The 17,788-nt window shown below is 74.8% G+C and carries 14 protein-coding genes; 12 read left to right on the top strand and 2 right to left on the bottom strand.

What is annotated here, in order from left to right; translation table 11 throughout:
* Positions 1–33: 33 nt before the first annotated feature.
* A complete protein-coding gene (locus IH54_RS46060) occupies positions 34–207 on the bottom strand; it encodes a hypothetical protein (RefSeq protein ID WP_199923331.1) in 174 nt (57 codons plus the stop codon).
* 232 nt (positions 208–439) lie between these two features.
* On the opposite strand from IH54_RS46060, the gene IH54_RS0104295 reads away from it, so the two are divergent.
* The 4 genes from IH54_RS0104295 to IH54_RS0104280 all read left to right on the top strand — a co-directional run bounded on the left by IH54_RS0104295 (position 440) and on the right by IH54_RS0104280 (position 3,883).
* A complete protein-coding gene (locus tag IH54_RS0104295) occupies positions 440–1,093 on the top strand; it encodes a response regulator transcription factor (RefSeq protein ID WP_031512924.1) in 654 nt (217 codons plus the stop codon).
* Between the two features lie 4 nt (positions 1,094–1,097).
* Complete coding sequence (locus tag IH54_RS0104290; RefSeq protein ID WP_031512923.1) at positions 1,098–2,357, top strand: sensor histidine kinase; 1,260 nt, start codon at positions 1,098–1,100, stop codon at positions 2,355–2,357.
* Between the two features lie 451 nt (positions 2,358–2,808).
* The gene (locus tag IH54_RS0104285; protein WP_031512922.1) at positions 2,809–3,108 is read left to right on the top strand and encodes a DUF4193 domain-containing protein; all 300 of its coding nucleotides are present in this window, start codon (positions 2,809–2,811) and stop codon (positions 3,106–3,108) included.
* A gap of 4 nt (positions 3,109–3,112) precedes the next feature.
* Complete coding sequence (locus tag IH54_RS0104280; RefSeq protein WP_063762195.1) at positions 3,113–3,883, top strand: hypothetical protein; 771 nt, start codon at positions 3,113–3,115, stop codon at positions 3,881–3,883.
* Positions 3,884–3,941: 58 nt separating this feature from the next.
* Here IH54_RS0104280 and IH54_RS0104275 read toward each other — a convergent pair whose 3' ends face one another.
* Positions 3,942–4,436 carry a DUF3093 domain-containing protein gene (locus tag IH54_RS0104275; RefSeq protein ID WP_052397057.1) on the bottom strand — a complete coding sequence of 165 codons (495 nt, stop codon included), beginning with the start codon at positions 4,434–4,436 and terminating at the stop codon, positions 3,942–3,944.
* Between the two features lie 76 nt (positions 4,437–4,512).
* Between IH54_RS0104275 and IH54_RS0104270 the strand changes: the two genes are divergently transcribed.
* The 8 genes from IH54_RS0104270 (at position 4,513) to IH54_RS0104235 (ending at position 17,776) form a co-directional block, all read left to right on the top strand.
* The gene (locus IH54_RS0104270) at positions 4,513–5,118 is read left to right on the top strand and encodes a PaaI family thioesterase (RefSeq protein ID WP_052397056.1); all 606 of its coding nucleotides are present in this window, start codon (positions 4,513–4,515) and stop codon (positions 5,116–5,118) included.
* Positions 5,115–5,639, top strand: coding sequence for a dUTP diphosphatase (dut, locus tag IH54_RS0104265; protein WP_031512918.1), 525 nt, complete (start codon positions 5,115–5,117; stop codon positions 5,637–5,639). The genes IH54_RS0104270 and dut overlap by 4 nt, the downstream gene beginning before the upstream one ends.
* A gap of 2 nt (positions 5,640–5,641) precedes the next feature.
* Positions 5,642–6,412, top strand: coding sequence for a DUF3710 domain-containing protein (locus tag IH54_RS0104260; protein ID WP_031512917.1), 771 nt, complete (start codon positions 5,642–5,644; stop codon positions 6,410–6,412).
* A 281-nt stretch (positions 6,413–6,693) separates the two neighbouring features.
* Positions 6,694–10,041 (top strand): ABC transporter permease, encoded by a 3,348-nt coding sequence (locus tag IH54_RS0104255; RefSeq protein ID WP_052397055.1) that lies wholly within the window; start codon positions 6,694–6,696, stop codon positions 10,039–10,041.
* A gap of 343 nt (positions 10,042–10,384) precedes the next feature.
* Entirely contained in the window at positions 10,385–13,264 is a 2,880-nt protein-coding gene (locus IH54_RS45275; protein ID WP_159011639.1) for a hypothetical protein, read from the top strand.
* A 79-nt stretch (positions 13,265–13,343) separates the two neighbouring features.
* Positions 13,344–14,342, top strand: a complete 999-nt coding sequence (locus IH54_RS0104245; RefSeq protein ID WP_052397053.1) for an ABC transporter ATP-binding protein — start codon at positions 13,344–13,346, stop codon at positions 14,340–14,342.
* 23 nt (positions 14,343–14,365) lie between these two features.
* Positions 14,366–15,088, top strand: coding sequence for an ABC transporter ATP-binding protein (locus IH54_RS0104240; protein ID WP_031512913.1), 723 nt, complete (start codon positions 14,366–14,368; stop codon positions 15,086–15,088).
* Positions 15,089–15,226: 138 nt separating this feature from the next.
* Positions 15,227–17,776: a sensor histidine kinase gene (locus IH54_RS0104235; protein WP_031512912.1), complete on the top strand. Its 2,550-nt coding sequence runs from the start codon at positions 15,227–15,229 to the stop codon at positions 17,774–17,776.
* Positions 17,777–17,788 lie beyond the last annotated feature (12 nt).

The following is a 17,788-nucleotide window of genomic DNA, read 5'->3' as shown; positions in this document are numbered from 1 at the left end:
TCCCTCCAGGGGCCGGGGCGTGCGGCTTGGGGGTCAGGCGACCTTGGGCCGTACGTCCACGCCGTGCTCCGCCGCGAGCCGGCGCAGATCGTCCAGCTCTCCCTGCTCGACCTCGGCGAGGAAGTCGTCGCCCGTCTCGCGAGCCCTGCGCAGATCGGACTCCGTGGTGTGTATGCGCTGCAGGATTCCGGTGGTGAACGCGTCCATGGCGCCCCCTCCTCGTCTCCGTTGACACGCGCTGCGTGTCAAGCCAGATGCCGCGCGTGACGACACGCGACGGGCGTGGTGGGTGGGTGTGCAGTCGTCCTCCCCGCCGTGCCCGCGGCGGAAACCTTCCCGACACCGTGGAAATTCCACGGGTTCCGCACTTACCGCCGATTTACCGGTCCCCGGTGCAGGATGGACGGGAATCCACACAGCTCATGGAAGGAACAGCGCCTTGCGCGTACTGGTCGTCGAGGACGAGCAACTGCTCGCCGACGCGGTTGCCACCGGCCTGCGCCGCGAGGCGATGGCCGTCGACGTGGTCTACGACGGCGGTGCCGCCCTGGAGCGGATCGGCGTCAACGACTACGACGTGGTCGTCCTCGACCGCGACCTGCCGGTCGTCCACGGCGACGACGTCTGCCGCCAGATCGTCGAGCTGGGCCTGCCCACCCGGGTCCTCATGCTCACCGCGGCCGGCGACGTCAGCGAGCGCGTGGAGGGTTTGGAACTGGGCGCCGACGACTACCTGCCCAAGCCCTTCGCCTTCACCGAGCTGACCGCCCGCGTCCGCGCGCTCGGCCGCCGTACGACGACGGCCCTGCCGCCCGTCCTGGAGCGCTCCGGCATCCGGCTCGACCCCAACCGCCGCGAGGTCACGCGGGACGGCAACGAGGTGCATCTGGCGCCCAAGGAGTTCGCCGTGCTGGAGGTGCTGATGCGCAGCGAGGGCTCGGTCGTCTCGGCGGAGCAGCTGCTGGAGAAGGCCTGGGACGAGAACACCGACCCGTTCACCAACGTCGTGCGGGTGACCGTGATGACGCTGCGCCGCAAGCTGGGCGAGCCGCCGGTGATCGTCACGGTGCCCGGCTCGGGCTACCGGATCTGATCGCGTGGCCACCGCTTCCTCCGCCTCCCCCACGCCGCCCGCCCCGCAGGCGCCGCCGCGTCCGCCGTGGGATCCGCAGCCGGCCGACCGGCCGCCGCCCTGGCTGCGGCCGACGATCCGGATACGGCTCACGGTGCTCTACGGCGGCATGTTCCTGATCGCCGGAGTGCTGCTGCTGTGGGTGATCTACCTGCTGGCCGCGCAGGCGGCCAAACAGGGCGGCGAGCTGCCCTTCAACATCACCGGCGGCACCCTCCAGTTCGAGCAGATCAACTGCCCGCAGCTGACCTCGGTCACCGGCGGGAAGGACTTCACCGCCACGGTCAACGAGTGCATGCAGCACCAGCGGGACCTGGCCCTCAACACCATGTTCAAGCGCTCGCTGCTGGCCCTGATCGGCCTGGCGGTCGTCGCCTTCGCCTTCGGCTACATGATGGCCGGCCGGGTGCTGGCCCCGCTGGGCCGGATCACCCGCACCGCCCGCAGCGTCGTCGGCTCCGACCTCAAGCGCCGCATCGAGCTGGAGGGCCCGGACGACGAGCTGAAGGAGCTGGCCGACACCTTCGACGAGATGCTCGACCGGCTGGAGAGATCCTTCGACGCCCAGCGCCGCTTCGTCGCGAACGCCTCGCACGAGCTGCGCACCCCGCTCGCGATCAACCGCACGCTGCTGGAGGTGCAGCTCTCGGACCCGGAGGCCTCCGCGGACCTCCAGCAGCTCGGCAAGACGCTGCTGGCCACCAACGAGCGCAGCGAGCAGCTCGTCGAGGGCCTGCTGCTGCTGGCCCGCAGCGACAACGAGATCGTCGACCGCAAGCCGGTGGACCTGGCCGAGGCCGCCTCCCGGGCGCTGGACCAGGCGAGCGCCGAGGCCCAGGCCAAGGGCGTGCAGCTGCGTGCGGCCGTGTCGCCCGCGGTGGTGCAGGGCAACGGCGTGCTGCTGGAGCGCATCGCGCTGAACCTGGTGCAGAACGCGGTGCGCTACAACGTGCCCGAGGACGGCTGGGTCGACCTGAGCACCGAGGTCGTGCACGGCCACGCGGTGCTCGTCGTGGTCAACACCGGGCCCGTCGTCCCGGCGTACGAGATCGACAACCTCTTCGAGCCCTTCCGGCGGCTGCGCACCGAGCGCACGGGCAGCGACAAGGGCGTCGGGCTGGGCCTGTCCATCGCCCGCTCGGTGGCCCGCGCGCACGGCGGCGTCATCACCGCGGAGCCCCGCGAGGGCGGTGGACTCGTGATGAGAGTGGCGATCCCGGTCTGACCTGGGCCTCGCCGGCGGTGTCCGGCAGATGTGAAGCGTGTCACTCGGCTGATCACCGAGTGTCGCGACTTGCCCGATCGCTGTTCGCTTTGCGAGTAATTTTGCGGTCTGTGACGACCATGGGATGGTTGTGATCGATCGCACACACGATCTACCCAGTGCCTACACTCAGTGATCAAGACATTGGGGAAAAGACCGGAAAATCCATGTTTCCGCAGGTCATGATCACGGGAAGTAGAGGTACTGGCGGATGTGCCGGGTGCATTCCCGGCCACTGCCGACCATGATCGGCCACAGTCGTGATCACCTCTTCGGGGGTGCGGCTGGGTGTCGATTGAGTAACGGGCCTTGATGTGAGGCAAAATCTCCGCTTCAGGTCGGGCACAAGTCCGGCCTCCCGCGCGTTACGTGCGCTGGAGACACCGCAGACACCCACAGGGGGAGAGCGAAAATGGCTACTGATTACGACACGCCACGCAAGACCGACGATGACGTCAACGAGGACAGCATCGAAGAACTGAAGGCCCGGCGGAACGAGAAGACGACCTCCGCCGTCGACGTCGACGAGTTCGACCAGGCCGAGTCCCTGGAGCTGCCCGGCGCAGACCTGTCCAACGAGGAGCTGTCGGTCCGCGTGCTGCCCCGCCAGGCGGACGAGTTCACCTGCATGAGCTGCTTCCTGGTCCACCACCGCAGCCAGCTCGCGTCGGAGAAGAACGGGAACCCGATCTGCCGCGACTGCGCGGCCTGATCCCGTGTCCGGCGCACCGGCGGGCCGTGAGGGCATCGAGCGGGGCCGTGCGGCCTCGCTCGCGGCCATGACCGCACGCGGCCTCGGCCGCGGCGTCAGGCACGGCGTGGGCGGTGTGCGCGGCGGCGCCCGCAGGAGCGGGAGCGCCGCGAGGGCCGGGATCGGATCGGTCGCGGAGCGGCTGATCGAGGTGGCACCCCGCATTCCGGTGCGGGACCTCGCCGCCTTGCGCAGGCAGTTTCCCGGCCTCGGCCCCGACGAGATCGCCGACCGGCTGATCGCCGCCGCGGTGAAGGGCACGATGACGGTCGGCGCCGGTGTCGGCGCCGCCGCGATGCTGCCCAGCCCGCCGACCATGCCGGCCGAACTGGCCACCGAGACGCTCGGCGTCGCGGCCATCGAGTACAAGCTCATCGCCGAGCTGCACGAGGTCTACGGACTGCGCGTCCCCGGCGGTGCCCGTGAGCGGGCCACCGCCTACCTGTGGTCCTGGACCGAGCAGCGCGGCATCGACGTGCTGAAGCTGTCCACGGTCAACGTCGCCCTGGGCAGCAGCATGAAGCGCAGCGTGCGCCAGCAGCTGCTGCGCCGCACCCTGCGCAACGCGCCGACGCTGACCCCGTTCATGATCGGCGCGGCTGTCGGCGCGGTGGTCAACCGCCGCGACACCCGCAAGCTCGCCGAGCGGATCCGCCGCGACCTGCGCGCCGCGCAGTTCCCGTGGCCGGAGGTGCCGGAGTCCGAGACCGGCCCCGGCCCCTACCCCGACGTCTGACCGCGGCCCCCCGGCGTACGCCCGGGACCCCCGCCCCGGCCGCCCCTCCCGTGCGGCCTCAGTGCGCCTCGGCGGCCCCCGCCGCGGGCTCGGCGTCCTCCGCCGGCGCTTGCGCCCGTACCGCCTCCAGCGCCGCCGCCAGCCGCTGCGGCGAGCGCGTCGACAGGTAGACGTACGGCGTCGGGTCCGCCGGGTCGGTCACCTCGACCCGGACCGCGGTCGGCACGTACGAGCGCAGCAGCATGAAGGCCCGCGGGTCGGCCTTGTACGTCCGCCACGCCACTGTCTCCTCGCGGTCCAGCACGGTGGCCTCGCCCAGCGCGCCGACCGGGATGCGGGCCTTTCCGGCCACCAGTGAGCCGGCCACCACCCGGATCCGGACCGACCCGTACGAGCTGACCGCCATGAGCGACAGCGCCGCGCCGACCACCAGCCCGGCCAGCAGCGGCAGCGGGCCGAAGGGGAGCAGGATCAGCGCCATCGCGACGCCCACGCCGATGGCGAGGAACCACCAGGAGCGCGGGACGGTGAGGCGTTCGTCGTAAGGCTGCATGCCACCAGACTGCCACGGGCGAATGTGCGTGCCCGCGCCGCCCGCACGGCGGCCCCAGGAGGGTAGGGTCTCGGGCGTGAGTGCAGCCACGACACCCCCCGGCGCCCCGCGCGCCGGCCTGACACCCCCCGCCGACGCCGCCGCGCCGGTACGCCACCGCGACGCCCCGGCGCCGGGCGAGCTGCTGGGCGCGCACTACGACCAGTGCTTCGGCTGCGGCGACGCCCAGTCGCACGGGCTGCACCTGGCGGCGCGGGCCGGCGAGGGCGTCACCGTGACCGCCGAGTTCACCGTGCAGCCCGCCCACCAGGGCGCGCCGGGCCTGGCGCACGGCGGGGTGCTGGTCTCCGCGCTGGACGAGACGCTGGGCGCGCTGGGCTGGATGCTGCGCGTCATCGCCGTGACCGGCCGGCTGGAGACCGACTTCCTGCGCCCGGTGCCGGTCGGCGCCACCCTGCACCTGTCGGCCCGCTGCACGGCGGTGGCCGGCCGGAAGATCTACAGCTCCGCGGAGGGCCGGATCGGCGCCCCCGACGGGCCGGTCGCGGTGCGCGCCGACGCGCTCTTCGTCGAGGTCAAGCTGGAGCACTTCACCGGCAACGGCCGCCCCGAGGAGATCCGGGCCGCGATGGCCGACCCGGACCAGGTCAAGGTCGCCCGCGCCTTCGAGGTGAACCCGTGACCCGGCGGCCGGTGGACGTGCTGCTGCGCCGCCTCGACGACTCCGTGCCGGTGCCCTCCTACGCGCACCCCGGCGACGCCGGGGTCGATCTCACCACCACCGAGGCCGCCGAGCTGGCGCCCGGCGAGCGGGCCGTGCTGCCGACCGGGATCGCGCTCGCGCTGCCCGACGGCTACGCGGCCTTCGTGCACCCGCGCTCCGGGCTGGCCGCCCGCTGCGGTGTGGCCATGGTGAATGCCCCGGGAACGGTGGATGCCGGGTACCGTGGAGAGATCAAGGTGATCGTCGTCAATCTCGACCCGCGCGAATCCGTGCGGTTCGCCAAGGGCGACCGGATCGCCCAACTGGTCGTGCAGCAGGTCGAGCGGGTCCGCTTCCACGAGGTGGCGGAACTGCCCGGGTCTGCCAGGGCCGCGGGGGGCTTCGGCTCCACGGGGGGTCATGCCGCGGGGGAAGCGCCCTCGGCCGGCACGTCCAGATACGGATACGCATCGGTCGTAGCAGACCGGGAAGGACAGTGACCGTGTTCCGTCGTCGCAAGGAGCGCGAAGACGCCCTCGACGAGCTCGACGAGGCCGTCGAGGCCGACGAAGAGCCGGCCGAGGACGCTGCCGAGTCGGACGACTCCGGGGACGCCCGCCGGTACAATTTGCCGCCCGCGGCTCGGCCGGACGGCCCCTGGGACGTGTCCGAGACCAGCAGCCCGGCGGACGGCCGGGTCGACCTCGGCGGAATGTTCGTGCCCGGGGTCGAGGGCATGGAGCTGCGGGTCGAGGTCGCCGGTGAGTCGATCGTCGCCGCAACCGTGGTGCTGCGGGACAGTGCCGTCCAGCTCCAGGCCTTCGCCGCGCCCAAGTCCGAGGGGATCTGGGGCGAGGTGCGCGAGGAGATCGCCTCCGGGATCACCCAGCAGGGCGGTGTCGTCGACGAGGTCGAGGGCCCGCTGGGCTGGGAGCTGCGCGCCCAGGTGCCCGTGCCGCTGCCGGACGGACGCAACGGCGTGCAGCTGGTGCGCTTCGTCGGCTGCGACGGGCCGCGCTGGTTCCTGCGCGGGGTCATCTCCGGACAGGGCGCGGTGCAGCCGCAGGCCGCGGGCGTGCTGGAGTCGGTCTTCCGTGACACCGTGGTGGTGCGCGGCGAGTCCCCGATGGCGCCGCGCGACCCGATCGTCCTGAAGCTGCCCAACGACGCCCAGATGGTGCCGGACGGCGGCGCCGCGGCCGAGCCGCAGTCACGGTTCGGCGACGGCATAGACCCGATGCGCCGCGGCCCGGAGATCACCGAGCTGCACTGACGCCCGGCGCTGCACGCCGTACGAGCCGTACCCGCGCGGGTACGGACCTGGTGACGCCAGGTCCGTACCCGCGCGGTTTCCTGCCCGGCGTACGTGCGGTACGTGCACGGGGTCCTGCGGGATCGCGGGGAGCCTGCAAATAGCTGCAAAATTCTGCGGATAACCGGAAAATATCTTCCGGTTATCTGAAAGTCTTGCACAATGCTACTTCCGGGACTAGCGTCACCGCCGGACCGCCGCACGGCCGTCCACCGGGGGGCGGCACGGGGGTGGATCGGCGTATGGCGACGGACGTACGGCCCAAGCCCGCGCGCCGCAGAACCGGCCCCGCCGCACCCGCCGCCGTCCGCGGCGGCACCCACCACCTCGCCGTGCTGCTGGCCGCGGCCCTCGCGATCCTGCTGTCCGCCACCGTGCTCTCGGCCCTGGCCGCGCTCGCCGACCGCTCCGTGCAGAGCGCCGTCCGGCAGCGGCTGTCCACCGGCACCGGCGCCGACACCGGAGTGGACATCTTCGGCCGCTACCGGCCGCAGGACCTGGCCGGCGGCGACAAGGCCGCCCGCGGCGCGCTCGACCGGGTCTTCGGCGACGTGCCGCACCGCACGTACACCGCGCTGCGCGCCCCCGCCTCGCTGTCCTCCGAATACTCCCTGCTCCGCGCCGACGGCGCCCTCAGCGGCGCCAGCTCCGTGGTCGTCGCCCTGCCGGACCCCGCGGCGCACGCCCGGCTCACCGCCGGCGGCTGGCCGCAGGCCGGCGCGGGCAGGCCCGGCGCCCCTCTGCAGGCGGCCCTCAGCCAGCCCGCCGCGGCCCGTATCGGCCTGGGCGTCGGCGACAGCTTCCAGCTCCAGGTCGGCCTGCACCGCGTCGCCCTGCGGCTCACCGGCATCTACGCCCCCGCGCCGGGCGACCCCGGCGTCCTGGCCGGGCTCAGCAGCTCCTACGGCACCACCGACAGCCTGGCCCTCGTCGCCCCCGGCGCCTTCACTGCGCAGCCCGCGCTCACCGCAGACGCGCTCGGCGCCTGGATGGGTGCCCCCGACACCTCCCGGCTGACCCTCGGCGCGATCGGCCCGCTCCACGACCGCGCCGCGCGCTTCGCCGGCAGCGACACCGCCGTCTCCGTCTTCCAGGGCAGGCCGCCCGCCATGAGCGGCGTCTACACCTTCTCGCGGCTGCCGGACACGCTCGCCGCCCTGTCCGCGCCCATGGCCGTCGCCCGCGCCGGGATGGACATCCCCGCCGCCCTGGTCGCCGCGCTCGCCACCGCCGCCCTGGTGCTGACCGCCCGCCAGCTCGCCCAGGCGCGGGCCGCCGAGATCGCGCTCAGGGGCGCGCGGGGCGCCGGGACGGGCCGGCTGGTCGGCGCGGCCGCCGGGCAGTGGGCCCTGGTCGCGGTGCCCGCGGCCCTGGCCGCGCCCTTCCTGGCCGGGCCGCTGCTCGCCGGGCTGCGCGGTGCCGGGCTGCTGCACGGCGACCTGCCCGCGTCCGGCGCGACCGCAGTCGGCTGGACCGCGGCGCTGCTGGCCCTCGCGCTGCACGGCGCCGCGGTGCTGCTCCCCACCGCCCGCGCCGCCGCCGACCGCAGGGCGGGGATGCGGCTGCGGCTTCGCGGCGCCCGCGCCGCCGCCTTCCAGCGGGCCGGCACCGACCTGGTGCTCGCCGCGGTCGCCGTGGCCGGCTGGCTCGAACTGCGCCACTACCGCAGCCCGGTGGCCGGCGGGGTGAGCGGCGCCTCGGTCGACCCGGTGCTGATCCTCACCCCCGTGCTGATGGCCGCGGCGGCGACGCTGCTGAGCCTGCGGCTGCTGCCGCTCGCCGCACCGCTCATCGACCGGGCCGCGCGCCGCGCCGCCGGCTTCGTCCTGCCGCTCGCCGGCTGGCAGGTCGGCCGCCGCGCCGCCCGGCACACCGGGCCCGCGCTGCTCATGACGCTCGCGCTCGCCGTGGGCTCGCTCGGCGTGACGGCGCTCGCGATCCTCGACCGCGGGGCGAACGACCAGGCCGCCTTCGGCGTCGGCGGCGACCTGCGGGTCACTCCGCCGCCGCAGACCCTCGGAAAGGTGCCGCCCATCGGGCAGCGCCACGACGTCTACGCGGGCCTGCCCGGTGTCACCGCCGCCACCCCCGTCACCGGCCTGGGGCTCAGCCGCGGCGACACGGTCCTGACCGCGGAAGGCGTGAACACCGCGGCGATCCTCGCGACCCAGACGTCCGGCACCACCGGCCCCGTGCCCGTGGTGCGCCCCGACATGGTCGACCGGCCCGCCGCCGACCTGCTGGCCGGCCTCGGCGCCGCGGTCCCCGACCACGGCTTCACCCTGCCCGGCCGTCCCACCGAACTGCCGCTCACCGTACGGCTGTCCGCGGGCGGCAAGGGGCCGTACGTGCCGGTGGGGCTGACCCTCACGATCGAGGACGCCGACGGGCTCCCCGACCACCTCACCACCTCGCTGCCGGTCACCGACGGCACGCCGTACACCGTGCGGCTGCCGCTCGGCTTCACCGGGCGCGCCCCGGCCGTCCGGCACTACCCGCTGCGCGTCATCGGGCTCGCCGTCAGCATCCGCTTCCCGTACGAGCGCCGCACGTACCACCTGCGGATCGACTCCGACGCGGCACCGGACGGCGCGCTGTGGAAGGACCTGACCAACACGGCGTACGACCCCGCCCAGTGCGAGCCCGGCAACGTGGACGTCGAGGCGGAGGTGGGCCCGCACCTGTGTGACGACGCGCAGGTGCCCGGTGCGCTCTTCTCCGGCACCTTCCGCGGCCCGCAGCCCGGTGTCGTCCCGCCGCAGTGGGACATGGCCCTCGGCCCGGTGGCGGCGCCCGACCAGCCGCCCGTGCCCGCGCTCGCCGACGCCGCGCTCCAGGCCACGGGCGAGTTCGACACCGGGGCGGTCGTCGACCTGGCCGACGGGCCGGACGTGATGGTCAAAGTGAAGATCATCGGGCGGATCACCGCCGTGCCCGGCGTCGACCGCTCGGTGGGCCGGCTGCTCGTCGACTCGCGCGCGCTCGCCGCCGCCGTGGTCGCGGCCGGCAGCGAACCGCCGACCGACGACTTCTGGCTGCTGTCCGCCCGGGACGGTGACGCCACCGCCGCCGCGGCCGCGCTGCGCGCCGACCCGGCGGCCGGCGTCGGCACCACCGTGCCGCAGACAGCCCGGCTGATCCGCGACGACCCGCTGCAACGCGGCACCCGCTCCGCGCTGGTGCTCGCGCTGGTGCTCGCGCCGGCCTTCGCGGTCATCGGCTTCACGCTGCACACCGCGATGTCCGCCCGCTCGCGGCGCAGCGAGTTCGCACTGCTGCGCGCCGTCGGCGTCCGCAGACGCCAGCTGGCCGCGCTGCTGTGGACCGAGCAGCTCGGCCTCGCCCTGCTCGCCGTCGTGGTCGGCAGCGTGCTGGGGACCTTCCTCGGGGCCGTGATCACCCCGCTGGTCAGCGTGGACGCCACCGGGGCCCCGATCGTTCCGGGCCTCGTCGTGACCGTCCCCTGGCCGAAGGTCGCCGGGGTCGCCCTCGGCACGGCCGTGCTGATCGTCGCCGTCGTCACCGCCCTCGCCCGCGTCTTCGCCCGTGTCGACCTCGTCCGCGTCCTGCGAGCGGGTGACGACGGATGAGGCATGTACGACGGACCCGGCCGCCCCGGACCCGCCGGTCGCCGGTCCCGTACCGCGCGGTGGCGCGCCGTCACGCGCGCCGGGGGGCTGCGGAGGGGTTTCGCGCGGGTGGCCGGGTAGCCGGTGCGCGCGGGTACGGGCCCGGGGATGCGGGGTGTGCCGGCGCGGAGCCGGGACCTGTGGCGTGTGCGGTTCACCCGGCCGCGGCGCCGCGTGACCGCGTGGCCCGGGGTGCCGGGGGCGTTCGCGCGGTGCCGGACCGGGCCCGTCCGGCGGTGGGCCGTGGCGGTGCGGGGGCACGTGGCGGGCAGGGGCTCTTTCGAGGCGAGGCAGGGGGACGGGCATGAGCCGATCCGGGGCGGTGCGCCGGTTGCGGCCGGGCAGTGGTGTGCGGGATCCGGAGGTGCGGCGCGAGGCGCGCGCGGAGGCGCCGCTGCTGGCGTGCCTGACCCTGGTCGTCGCGCTGCTCGCGCTGGTCACGGCAGCCGGACCGACGCTGCTCGACCGGTGGGCGGGCGACGCGCTGCGCAGCCGCTTCGCCGTGGCGCGGCAGAACGACGGCGAGATCAAGCACAGCCTCAGTCTGATGCCCGACGCCTCCGTGCCCGTCCCCGACCCGTCCGGCTCCACCCTCGCGAGCGACCTGCGCGCCACCGGGGCCGAGCTGCTCGCCGCGGCGAAGCCGCCGCTGGACGCGATGCTCGTCCACGACTCCACCCGGGTCGAGGTGCCCCCGCTGCACGCCGTCACCGCGGCGGGCGCCCTCCAGCTCGGGCTGCTGTACGCCGACGACGCGCCACCGGCGTCCTCCTACACACAGGGCACCCCGCCCGGCAGGCCGACGAGGACCTCGCCGATCCCCGTCGCCTTCTCCACCGCCGCCCGCGACGCCCTGCACCTCAGCACGGGTCAGCGCCTCCACCTTTCCCGCGACATCGGCACCAACGACACCGACGCCGTCGTCAGCGGCTTCTTCACCCCGCCGACCGGCGCAGCCGCGCCGATCTGGCACGACGAGACACTGCTCGCCCGGCCCACCCGCGTCGAAGGCCTGTGGCGCGGCCAGGCCGTCATCGACGCGACGGCGGTCGAGGCGCTCCAGCAGCTCACCCGCGGCCGCGGCGACCCCTTCACCGTGGTGTGGCGCGACTCCATCCGGATGACGCCGCAGCAGGCGACCCGGACGGCCACCCCGGAGGGCCTGCGCAAGCTGCGGGACGCGGCCGACAGCTTCGCGGCAGCGGTCGCCGACGTCTACTGCCCGGACGCCCACGACTACATGGGCGACCAGTGCGGCCTCGGACGCCATTACACCTCCGAGCTGACCACCGACGACGCCGTGCCCGACGTCCTGGAGCCCTTCGCGCGGGCCCGCGACCAGGCCCGCACCCTGGAGTCCTTCGCGCTCGCCGGGCTGATCGCGGTCGGCCTGGCCACCGTCGTCGTCACCGCCCGGCTCGCCGTCCACCGCCGGGAGCGGGCCCAGGCGCTGCAGCGCGCCCGGGGCGCCTCCGCGACGGACCTCGCGCTGGTCCGGCTCGTCCAGACCGCGCCCGCCGCGCTGCTCGGCGGCGCGCTCGGCGTCGGCGCCGCCGTCCGGGCCACGCCCGCGGGCGGCGCCGGGCTCGGCAGCCTGCTGCCCGCGTTCGTGGTCGCCGCCGTGGCCTGGCTGACGCTGCCGCTGCTCACGCTGGCCGCGGCGCGGGACCACGGCGGCCGGGAGAGCCGCCCTCCGGCGCTGCGGCGGCTCGCCGTCGAGGTCATGGTGCTGCTGCTCGCCGTGGCGGGCGTGGCGATGCTGCGCCTGCACGGCGCCGGGGCGGGCGGGCTGGACCTGCAGCTCGCGATCGTGCCCGCGCTGCTGGGGGCAGCCGCCGTGGTGCTGCTGGTGCGGCTCTACCCGCTGCCGCTGCGGCTGGTGTCGCGGGCCGCGCGCGGCCGGCGCGGGACGGTGCCGCTGATCGCGTTCTCGCGTGCCGCCCGGGATGCGCCCGGGCACGCGCTGGCCCTGCTGGTGCTGGTCATGACGCTGTCCACGGCCGTTTTCGGCGGCCTGGTGTCCCGTACGGTCGCCGAGGGCAGCAGGACCGCGGCGGTGTGGACGTCGGGCGCGGACGCCGTCGTGATCGGCGCGGGCCGGGACGGCACCGTGGACCGCGAACTCACCGACGTCCAGGGCGTCCGCAAGGCCACGGTCGTCCGCAGCCTGCTCAACCAGCTCACCAGCGTGACGGACGGCGCCCGCTACAGCACCACCCGTGTCGCGGGCGTCGACGCCGACGTGCTCGCCGCCCAGGCCCCGGACTCCGCGGCCGCCCGCGCGCTCGAAGCCGCAGGCCTCGCGGGCCGGCCGGAGCCCGCGCCCGTGAAGGGCCACTACATCCTGCCGGCCCTCGCCACCTCGGACTTCGCGGGCGGCGCGATCGGCGACACGTACACCACCACCCTCAGGCGCAACACGGTCTCCGTCCGTGTCGTGGGCCGGCTGCCGGACGCCGCCCGCCGCGACCCGGCGCTGGGGCCGCTGCTGAGCGTCGACCAGCAGGACGCCGGGCGCGGCGAGGAAGACGGCAGTCCGACGTCGGTGGCCACCGACAGCCCGCTGCTGCTGGTGGATTCCGCCGAGCTGCGCATGCTCGACGAGAGCGAGTACGACACCGCCGCCGTGCTCCTCTACGGCCCGCACCTGAACGGCGACGCCCTGCGCGCCACGGGCCCGCGGGTCGCCGGGCCCTCCGGGCAGGTCCGGATCAAGGCCGACGAGCTGTCGCTCGCCGCGGACGACGGGCTGCTGCGCGGGGTGCGCCGCACGTACGCGACCGCCACCGCGCTCGCCGTGCTGCTCGCCCTGGTGGCGCTGGTGCTGGAGCTGCTGCTCTCGGCCGGCGACCGCGGCCGCACCGCCTCCCGGCTGCGCACCCTGGGCCTGCCGACGCGCGGTATCGCGGCGCTGGACCTGCTGGAGCTGCTGCCGATGGCGCTCGCCGCGGTCGCCGGGGGAGTGGCGCTCGGCCTGCTCCTGCCCGGCATCCTGGGGCCCGCGCTGACCTTGCGCGAGTTCACCGGCGGCCCCGCCGCACCCGCGCTGCACACCGACTACGCCCTGACCGCGGGGCTGGGCGTGGGCCTCGCCGCCCTGGTGGCGGCCGCCGTCGCCGTCGAGACCTGGGCGGGGCGCCGCCGCGGTCTGGGCGCGGTGCTGCGGCTGGGGGACGCGGTATGAGCCGCCCGAGCGCCCGCCGCACCGCGCCCCGTACCGCGGGGCGCCCCGCAGGACCGCACGACGACCACCGGGAGCACGTATGACCGACCTCGCCACGCTCCAGGCCCGCGCCATGGCCTCCGCCGCTCCCGCGCCCGACGAGGGGCTCATCGTCTGCGACAACCTCGTGCGGGTCTACCGCACGGAGGGCGTCGAGGTGCAGGCGCTCCAGGGACTGGACCTGATCGTCGACGAGGGCGAGCTGCTGGCCGTCGTCGGGGCGTCCGGCTCGGGCAAGTCCACGCTGCTGGGCATCCTGTCCGGGCTCGACCTGCCGACCGCCGGCCGCGCCCGGGTCGCGCGGCACGACCTGCTGGCCATGAAGCGCCGCGAGCGGCTCGACTACCGGCGTCGCACGGTCGGCTTCGTGTGGCAGCAGACCGCCCGCAACCTGCTGCCGTACCTGACGGCGCTGGAGAACGTCACCATGCCCATGGGCTACGCCAGGGTGCCGCGCGCCCGGCGCGCCGAGCGGGCCGGGGAACTGCTGGACATGCTCGGCGTCGCCGACTGCCGCGACCGCCGCCCGGGCGAGCTGTCCGGCGGCCAGCAGCAGCGCGTCGCCATCGCCGTGGCCGCCGCCAACACCCCCCGGGTGCTCTTCGCGGACGAGCCCACCGGCGAGCTGGACACCGCCAGCGGCGAGGAGGTCTTCGCGGCCCTTCGCCGTACCAACACCGAGCTGGGCGTAACGATCCTGATCGTTACCCACGACCCGGCCGTCTCCGAGCAGGTCCGGCGTACCGTACGGATACGCGACGGCCGCACGGCGACCGAGGTGCTGCGCCCCGGGGCGGGCGGGGCCGACGGCGACGGGCAGGGCGTCGCGGAGGAGTTCGCCGTCCTGGACCGGGTGGGGCGGCTCCAGCTCCCGCGGGAGTACACCGAGCGCTACGGCCTGAGCCGCCGCGTCCGGCTCACCGCGGAGCGCGACCACATCGGGGTGTGGCCCGACCGCGGCGCCGGGGAAATGGCGGCGGCGGGCGACGAGGCCGGGCAGCCGCCAGGCGGGGAGCAGCGGGGGCGGGACGAAGGATGAGCGACCAGGAGGGAGGCGCGGGGATGGCCGAGCAGTCCGCGACGGCGGTGGCGACGGTGCAGGGGACCGGCGAGATGGTGGTGGTCGAGGACCTGCGCCGGACGTACGGCAGCGGGGAGACGGCCGTGCACGCGCTGCGCGGGGTGTCCTTCTCGGTGGGGCGCGGCGAACTGGTCGCCCTCAAGGGCCGTTCCGGTTCCGGCAAGACCACCGTGCTCAACCTGGTGGGCGGCCTGGACTCGCCGGACGGCGGGCGGATATCGCTGGACGGCACCGACCTCGCCGGGCTCGGCGACGACGACCTGCTGGCCCTGCGCCGCGACCGCATCGGCTTCGTCTTCCAGTCCTTCGGTCTGATCCCGATCCTCACCGCCGCCGAGAACGTCGGTGTGCCGATGCGGCTGCGCAAGGCCCCGCCCAAGGAGCGCGAGGAGCGCGTGTCGCTGCTGCTCGCCCTGGTGGGCCTCGCCGACCACGCCGCCCAGCGCCCGGGCGAGCTGTCCGGCGGCCAGCAGCAGCGGGTCGCCATCGCCCGCGCGCTCGCCAACCGCCCGGACCTGATCATCGCCGACGAGCCCACCGGCCAGCTCGACGCGGACACCGGGCTCGCCGTGATGGAGCTGCTGCGGGCGGTGGTGCGCAGCGAGGGCGTCACCGCGCTGGTCGCCACCCACGACAGCCAGCTGATCGCCCTGGCCGACCGGGTGCTGGAGCTGCGCGACGGCCGGATCGTCTCGGACGGCTGAGCCGCGCCCGCGACGTCGGGCCCTTTCGGCGCTGCCGAGGGACCATGGACGTACGCAGGCGTCAAGACGGCGTCAAGGTGCGCCCGGACGGAGGCCCCGAGTCCGATGTGTCCGCTTCGGCCGATCTAAGGTCTGACCATGGCACGCGGCACGTTGCGCATCTACCTGGGGGCCGCCCCCGGTGTCGGCAAGACCTACGCCATGCTCTCCGAGGCCCACCGGCGGGCCGAGCGCGGCACGGACGTCGTGATCGGCTACGTCGAGCACCACCGCAGGCCGCGCACCGAGGTGATGATGCACGGCCTGGAGGAGATGCCGCGCCGGGAGTGCGAGTACCGCGGCACGGTCTTCACCGAGATGGACCTCGACGCGATCCTGCGCCGCGCCCCCGAGATCGCACTCGTCGACGAACTGGCCCACACCAACGTGCCCGGCTCGCGCAACGCCAAGCGCTGGCAGGACGTCGAGGAGCTGCTCAAGGCGGGCATCGACGTCGTCTCCAACGTCAACATCCAGCACCTGGAGTCCCTCGGCGACGTCGTCGAGTCGATCACCGGGGTGCGGCAGCGCGAGACCGTGCCGGACGAGGTGGTCCGCCGCGCCGACCAGATAGAGCTGGTCGACATGTCGCCGCAGGCGCTGCGCCGCCGCATGGCGCACGGCAACATCTACGCGCCCGACAAGGTCGACGCGGCCCTGTCCAACTACTTCCGCCCCGGCAACCTGACCGCGCTGCGCGAGCTGGCCCTGCTGTGGACCGCCGACCGGGTCGACGAGTACCTCCAGGAATACCGCGCCGAGCACCGCATATCCGCCGCCTGGCAGGCCCGCGAGCGCATCGTCGTCGGCCTCACCGGCGGGCCCGAGGGCCGCACCCTGATCCGGCGGGCCGCCCGGATGGCGGCCAAGGGCTCGGGCAGCGAGATCATGGCCGTGCACATCGTGCGCAGCGACGGCCCGGTGTCCGGCTCGACGAAGGAGCTGGCCGTCCAGCGCACCCTGGTCGAGGACCTCGGCGGATCCTTCCACCACGTCATAGGCGACGACGTCCCCGACGCCCTGCTGGACTTCGCCCGCGGGGTCGACGCCACCCAGATCGTGCTCGGCAGCAGCCGCCGCAAGCCCTGGCAGTACGTCTTCGGCCCCGGCGTCGGCAGCACCGTCGCCCGCGAGAGCGCCGACATCGACGTCCACATCGTCACCCACGAGCAGGCCGCCAAGGGCCGCGGCCTGCCCTCCGCGCGCGGCGCGAAGCTCGGCCGCTCCCGCGTCGTCGCCGGCTGGCTGACCGGCGTGGCGGGCCCGCTGCTGCTGACGCTGCTGCTCACCCAGTGGCACCCCGGCATGGGCCAGGCCACCGACATGCTGCTCTTCCTGGCCCTCACGGTGGCCGCAGCCCTCACCGGCGGGCTGCTGCCGGCCCTGGTGTGCGCGGTGGGCGGCTCGCTGCTGCTGAACTACTACTTCACCCGCCCCACGCACTCCTTCACGATCGCGCAGCCGGAGAACATCATCGCGATCGTGATCTTCGTGATGGTCGGCACAGCCGTCGCCTCGGTGGTGGACCTCGCCGCCCGGCGCACCCAGCAGGCCGCCCGGCTGCGCGCCGAGGCGGAGATCCTGTCGCATCTGGCGGGCAGCGTGCTGCGCGGCGAGAGCTCGCTGGACGCGCTGCTGGAGCGGGTGCGCGAGACCTTCGCGATGGATTCCGTGGTGCTGCTGGAGCGGGACGACGACAACCCCGCGAGCGACGCGTGGACCTGCGCCGCCTCCGTCGGCGCCGTCCCGTGCGTACGCCCGGAGGACGCCGACGTGGAGGTGGCCGTCAACGACCGGCTCTCGCTCGCGCTGCTCGGCCGGGTACTGCCCGCCGCCGACCGCCGGGTGCTGTCCGCCTTCGCCGCGCAGGCCGCGGTGGTGCTGGACCGCAAGCGGCTCGCCGACGAGGCCGGCCAGGCCCGCGAGCTCGCCGAGGGCAACCGGATACGCACCGCGCTGCTCGCCGCCGTCTCGCACGACCTGCGCACCCCGCTGGCCGGCATCAAGGCCTCGGTCAGCTCGCTGCGCTCCGCGGACGTCGCCTGGTCGCCGGAGGACGAGGCGGAGCTGCTGGCCGGCATCGAGGACGGCGCCGACCGGCTGGACCACCTGGTGGGCAACCTGCTGGACATGTCCCGCCTGCAGACCGGCACCGTCAACCCGCTGATCCGCGAGCTGGACCTCGACGAGGTGGTGCCCAGGGCGCTCGGCGGCGTCCCCGACGGCAGCGTCACCCTGGACATCCCCGAGTCGCTGCCGATGGTCGCCGTCGACCCGGGCCTGCTGGAGCGCAGCGTCGCCAACGTCGTCGAGAACGCCGTCAAGTACAACCCGCCCGGCGAGCCCGTGCTGGTCGCGGCGAGCGCGCTCGGCGACCGGGTCGAGGTGCGGGTCGCCGACCGCGGCCCGGGCGTCCCGGAGGACGCCAAGGAGCAGATATTCGAGCCGTTCCAGCGGTACGGCGACGCCCCGCGCGGCACCGGCGTCGGCCTCGGCCTCGCGGTCGCCCGCGGCTTCGCCGAGGCCATGGGCGGCACCCTGGTCGCCGAGGACACCCCCGGCGGCGGCCTGACGATGGTGCTCACCCTGCGGGCGGCGGCCGGCGGCGCGCCGGCCCGCCCCGGTCTGCCGGCGACGGCGACCACGTGAGCGGCGGGGCGG

It is taken from the genome of Streptomyces sp. NRRL F-5123, from assembly GCF_000721495.1.
Lineage (GTDB): Bacteria > Actinomycetota > Actinomycetes > Streptomycetales > Streptomycetaceae > Actinacidiphila.
The sequence above is the reverse complement of the archived record's forward strand: the minus strand, read 5'-3'. Positions and strand labels throughout refer to the sequence as shown.

Coding starts and splice junctions, on each gene's coding strand:
- IH54_RS45275 (WP_159011639.1), top strand. CDS start 10,385: ATGAGCCGATCCGGGGCGGTGCGCCGGTTGCGGCCGGGCAGTGGTGTG.
- IH54_RS0104255 (WP_052397055.1), top strand. CDS start 6,694: ATGGCGACGGACGTACGGCCCAAGCCCGCGCGCCGCAGAACCGGCCCC.
- IH54_RS0104285 (WP_031512922.1), top strand. CDS start 2,809: ATGGCTACTGATTACGACACGCCACGCAAGACCGACGATGACGTCAAC.
- IH54_RS0104275 (WP_052397057.1), bottom strand. CDS start 4,436: ATGCAGCCTTACGACGAACGCCTCACCGTCCCGCGCTCCTGGTGGTTC.
- IH54_RS0104240 (WP_031512913.1), top strand. CDS start 14,366: ATGGCCGAGCAGTCCGCGACGGCGGTGGCGACGGTGCAGGGGACCGGC.
- IH54_RS0104245 (WP_052397053.1), top strand. CDS start 13,344: ATGACCGACCTCGCCACGCTCCAGGCCCGCGCCATGGCCTCCGCCGCT.
- IH54_RS0104235 (WP_031512912.1), top strand. CDS start 15,227: ATGGCACGCGGCACGTTGCGCATCTACCTGGGGGCCGCCCCCGGTGTC.
- IH54_RS46060 (WP_199923331.1), bottom strand. CDS start 207: ATGGACGCGTTCACCACCGGAATCCTGCAGCGCATACACACCACGGAG.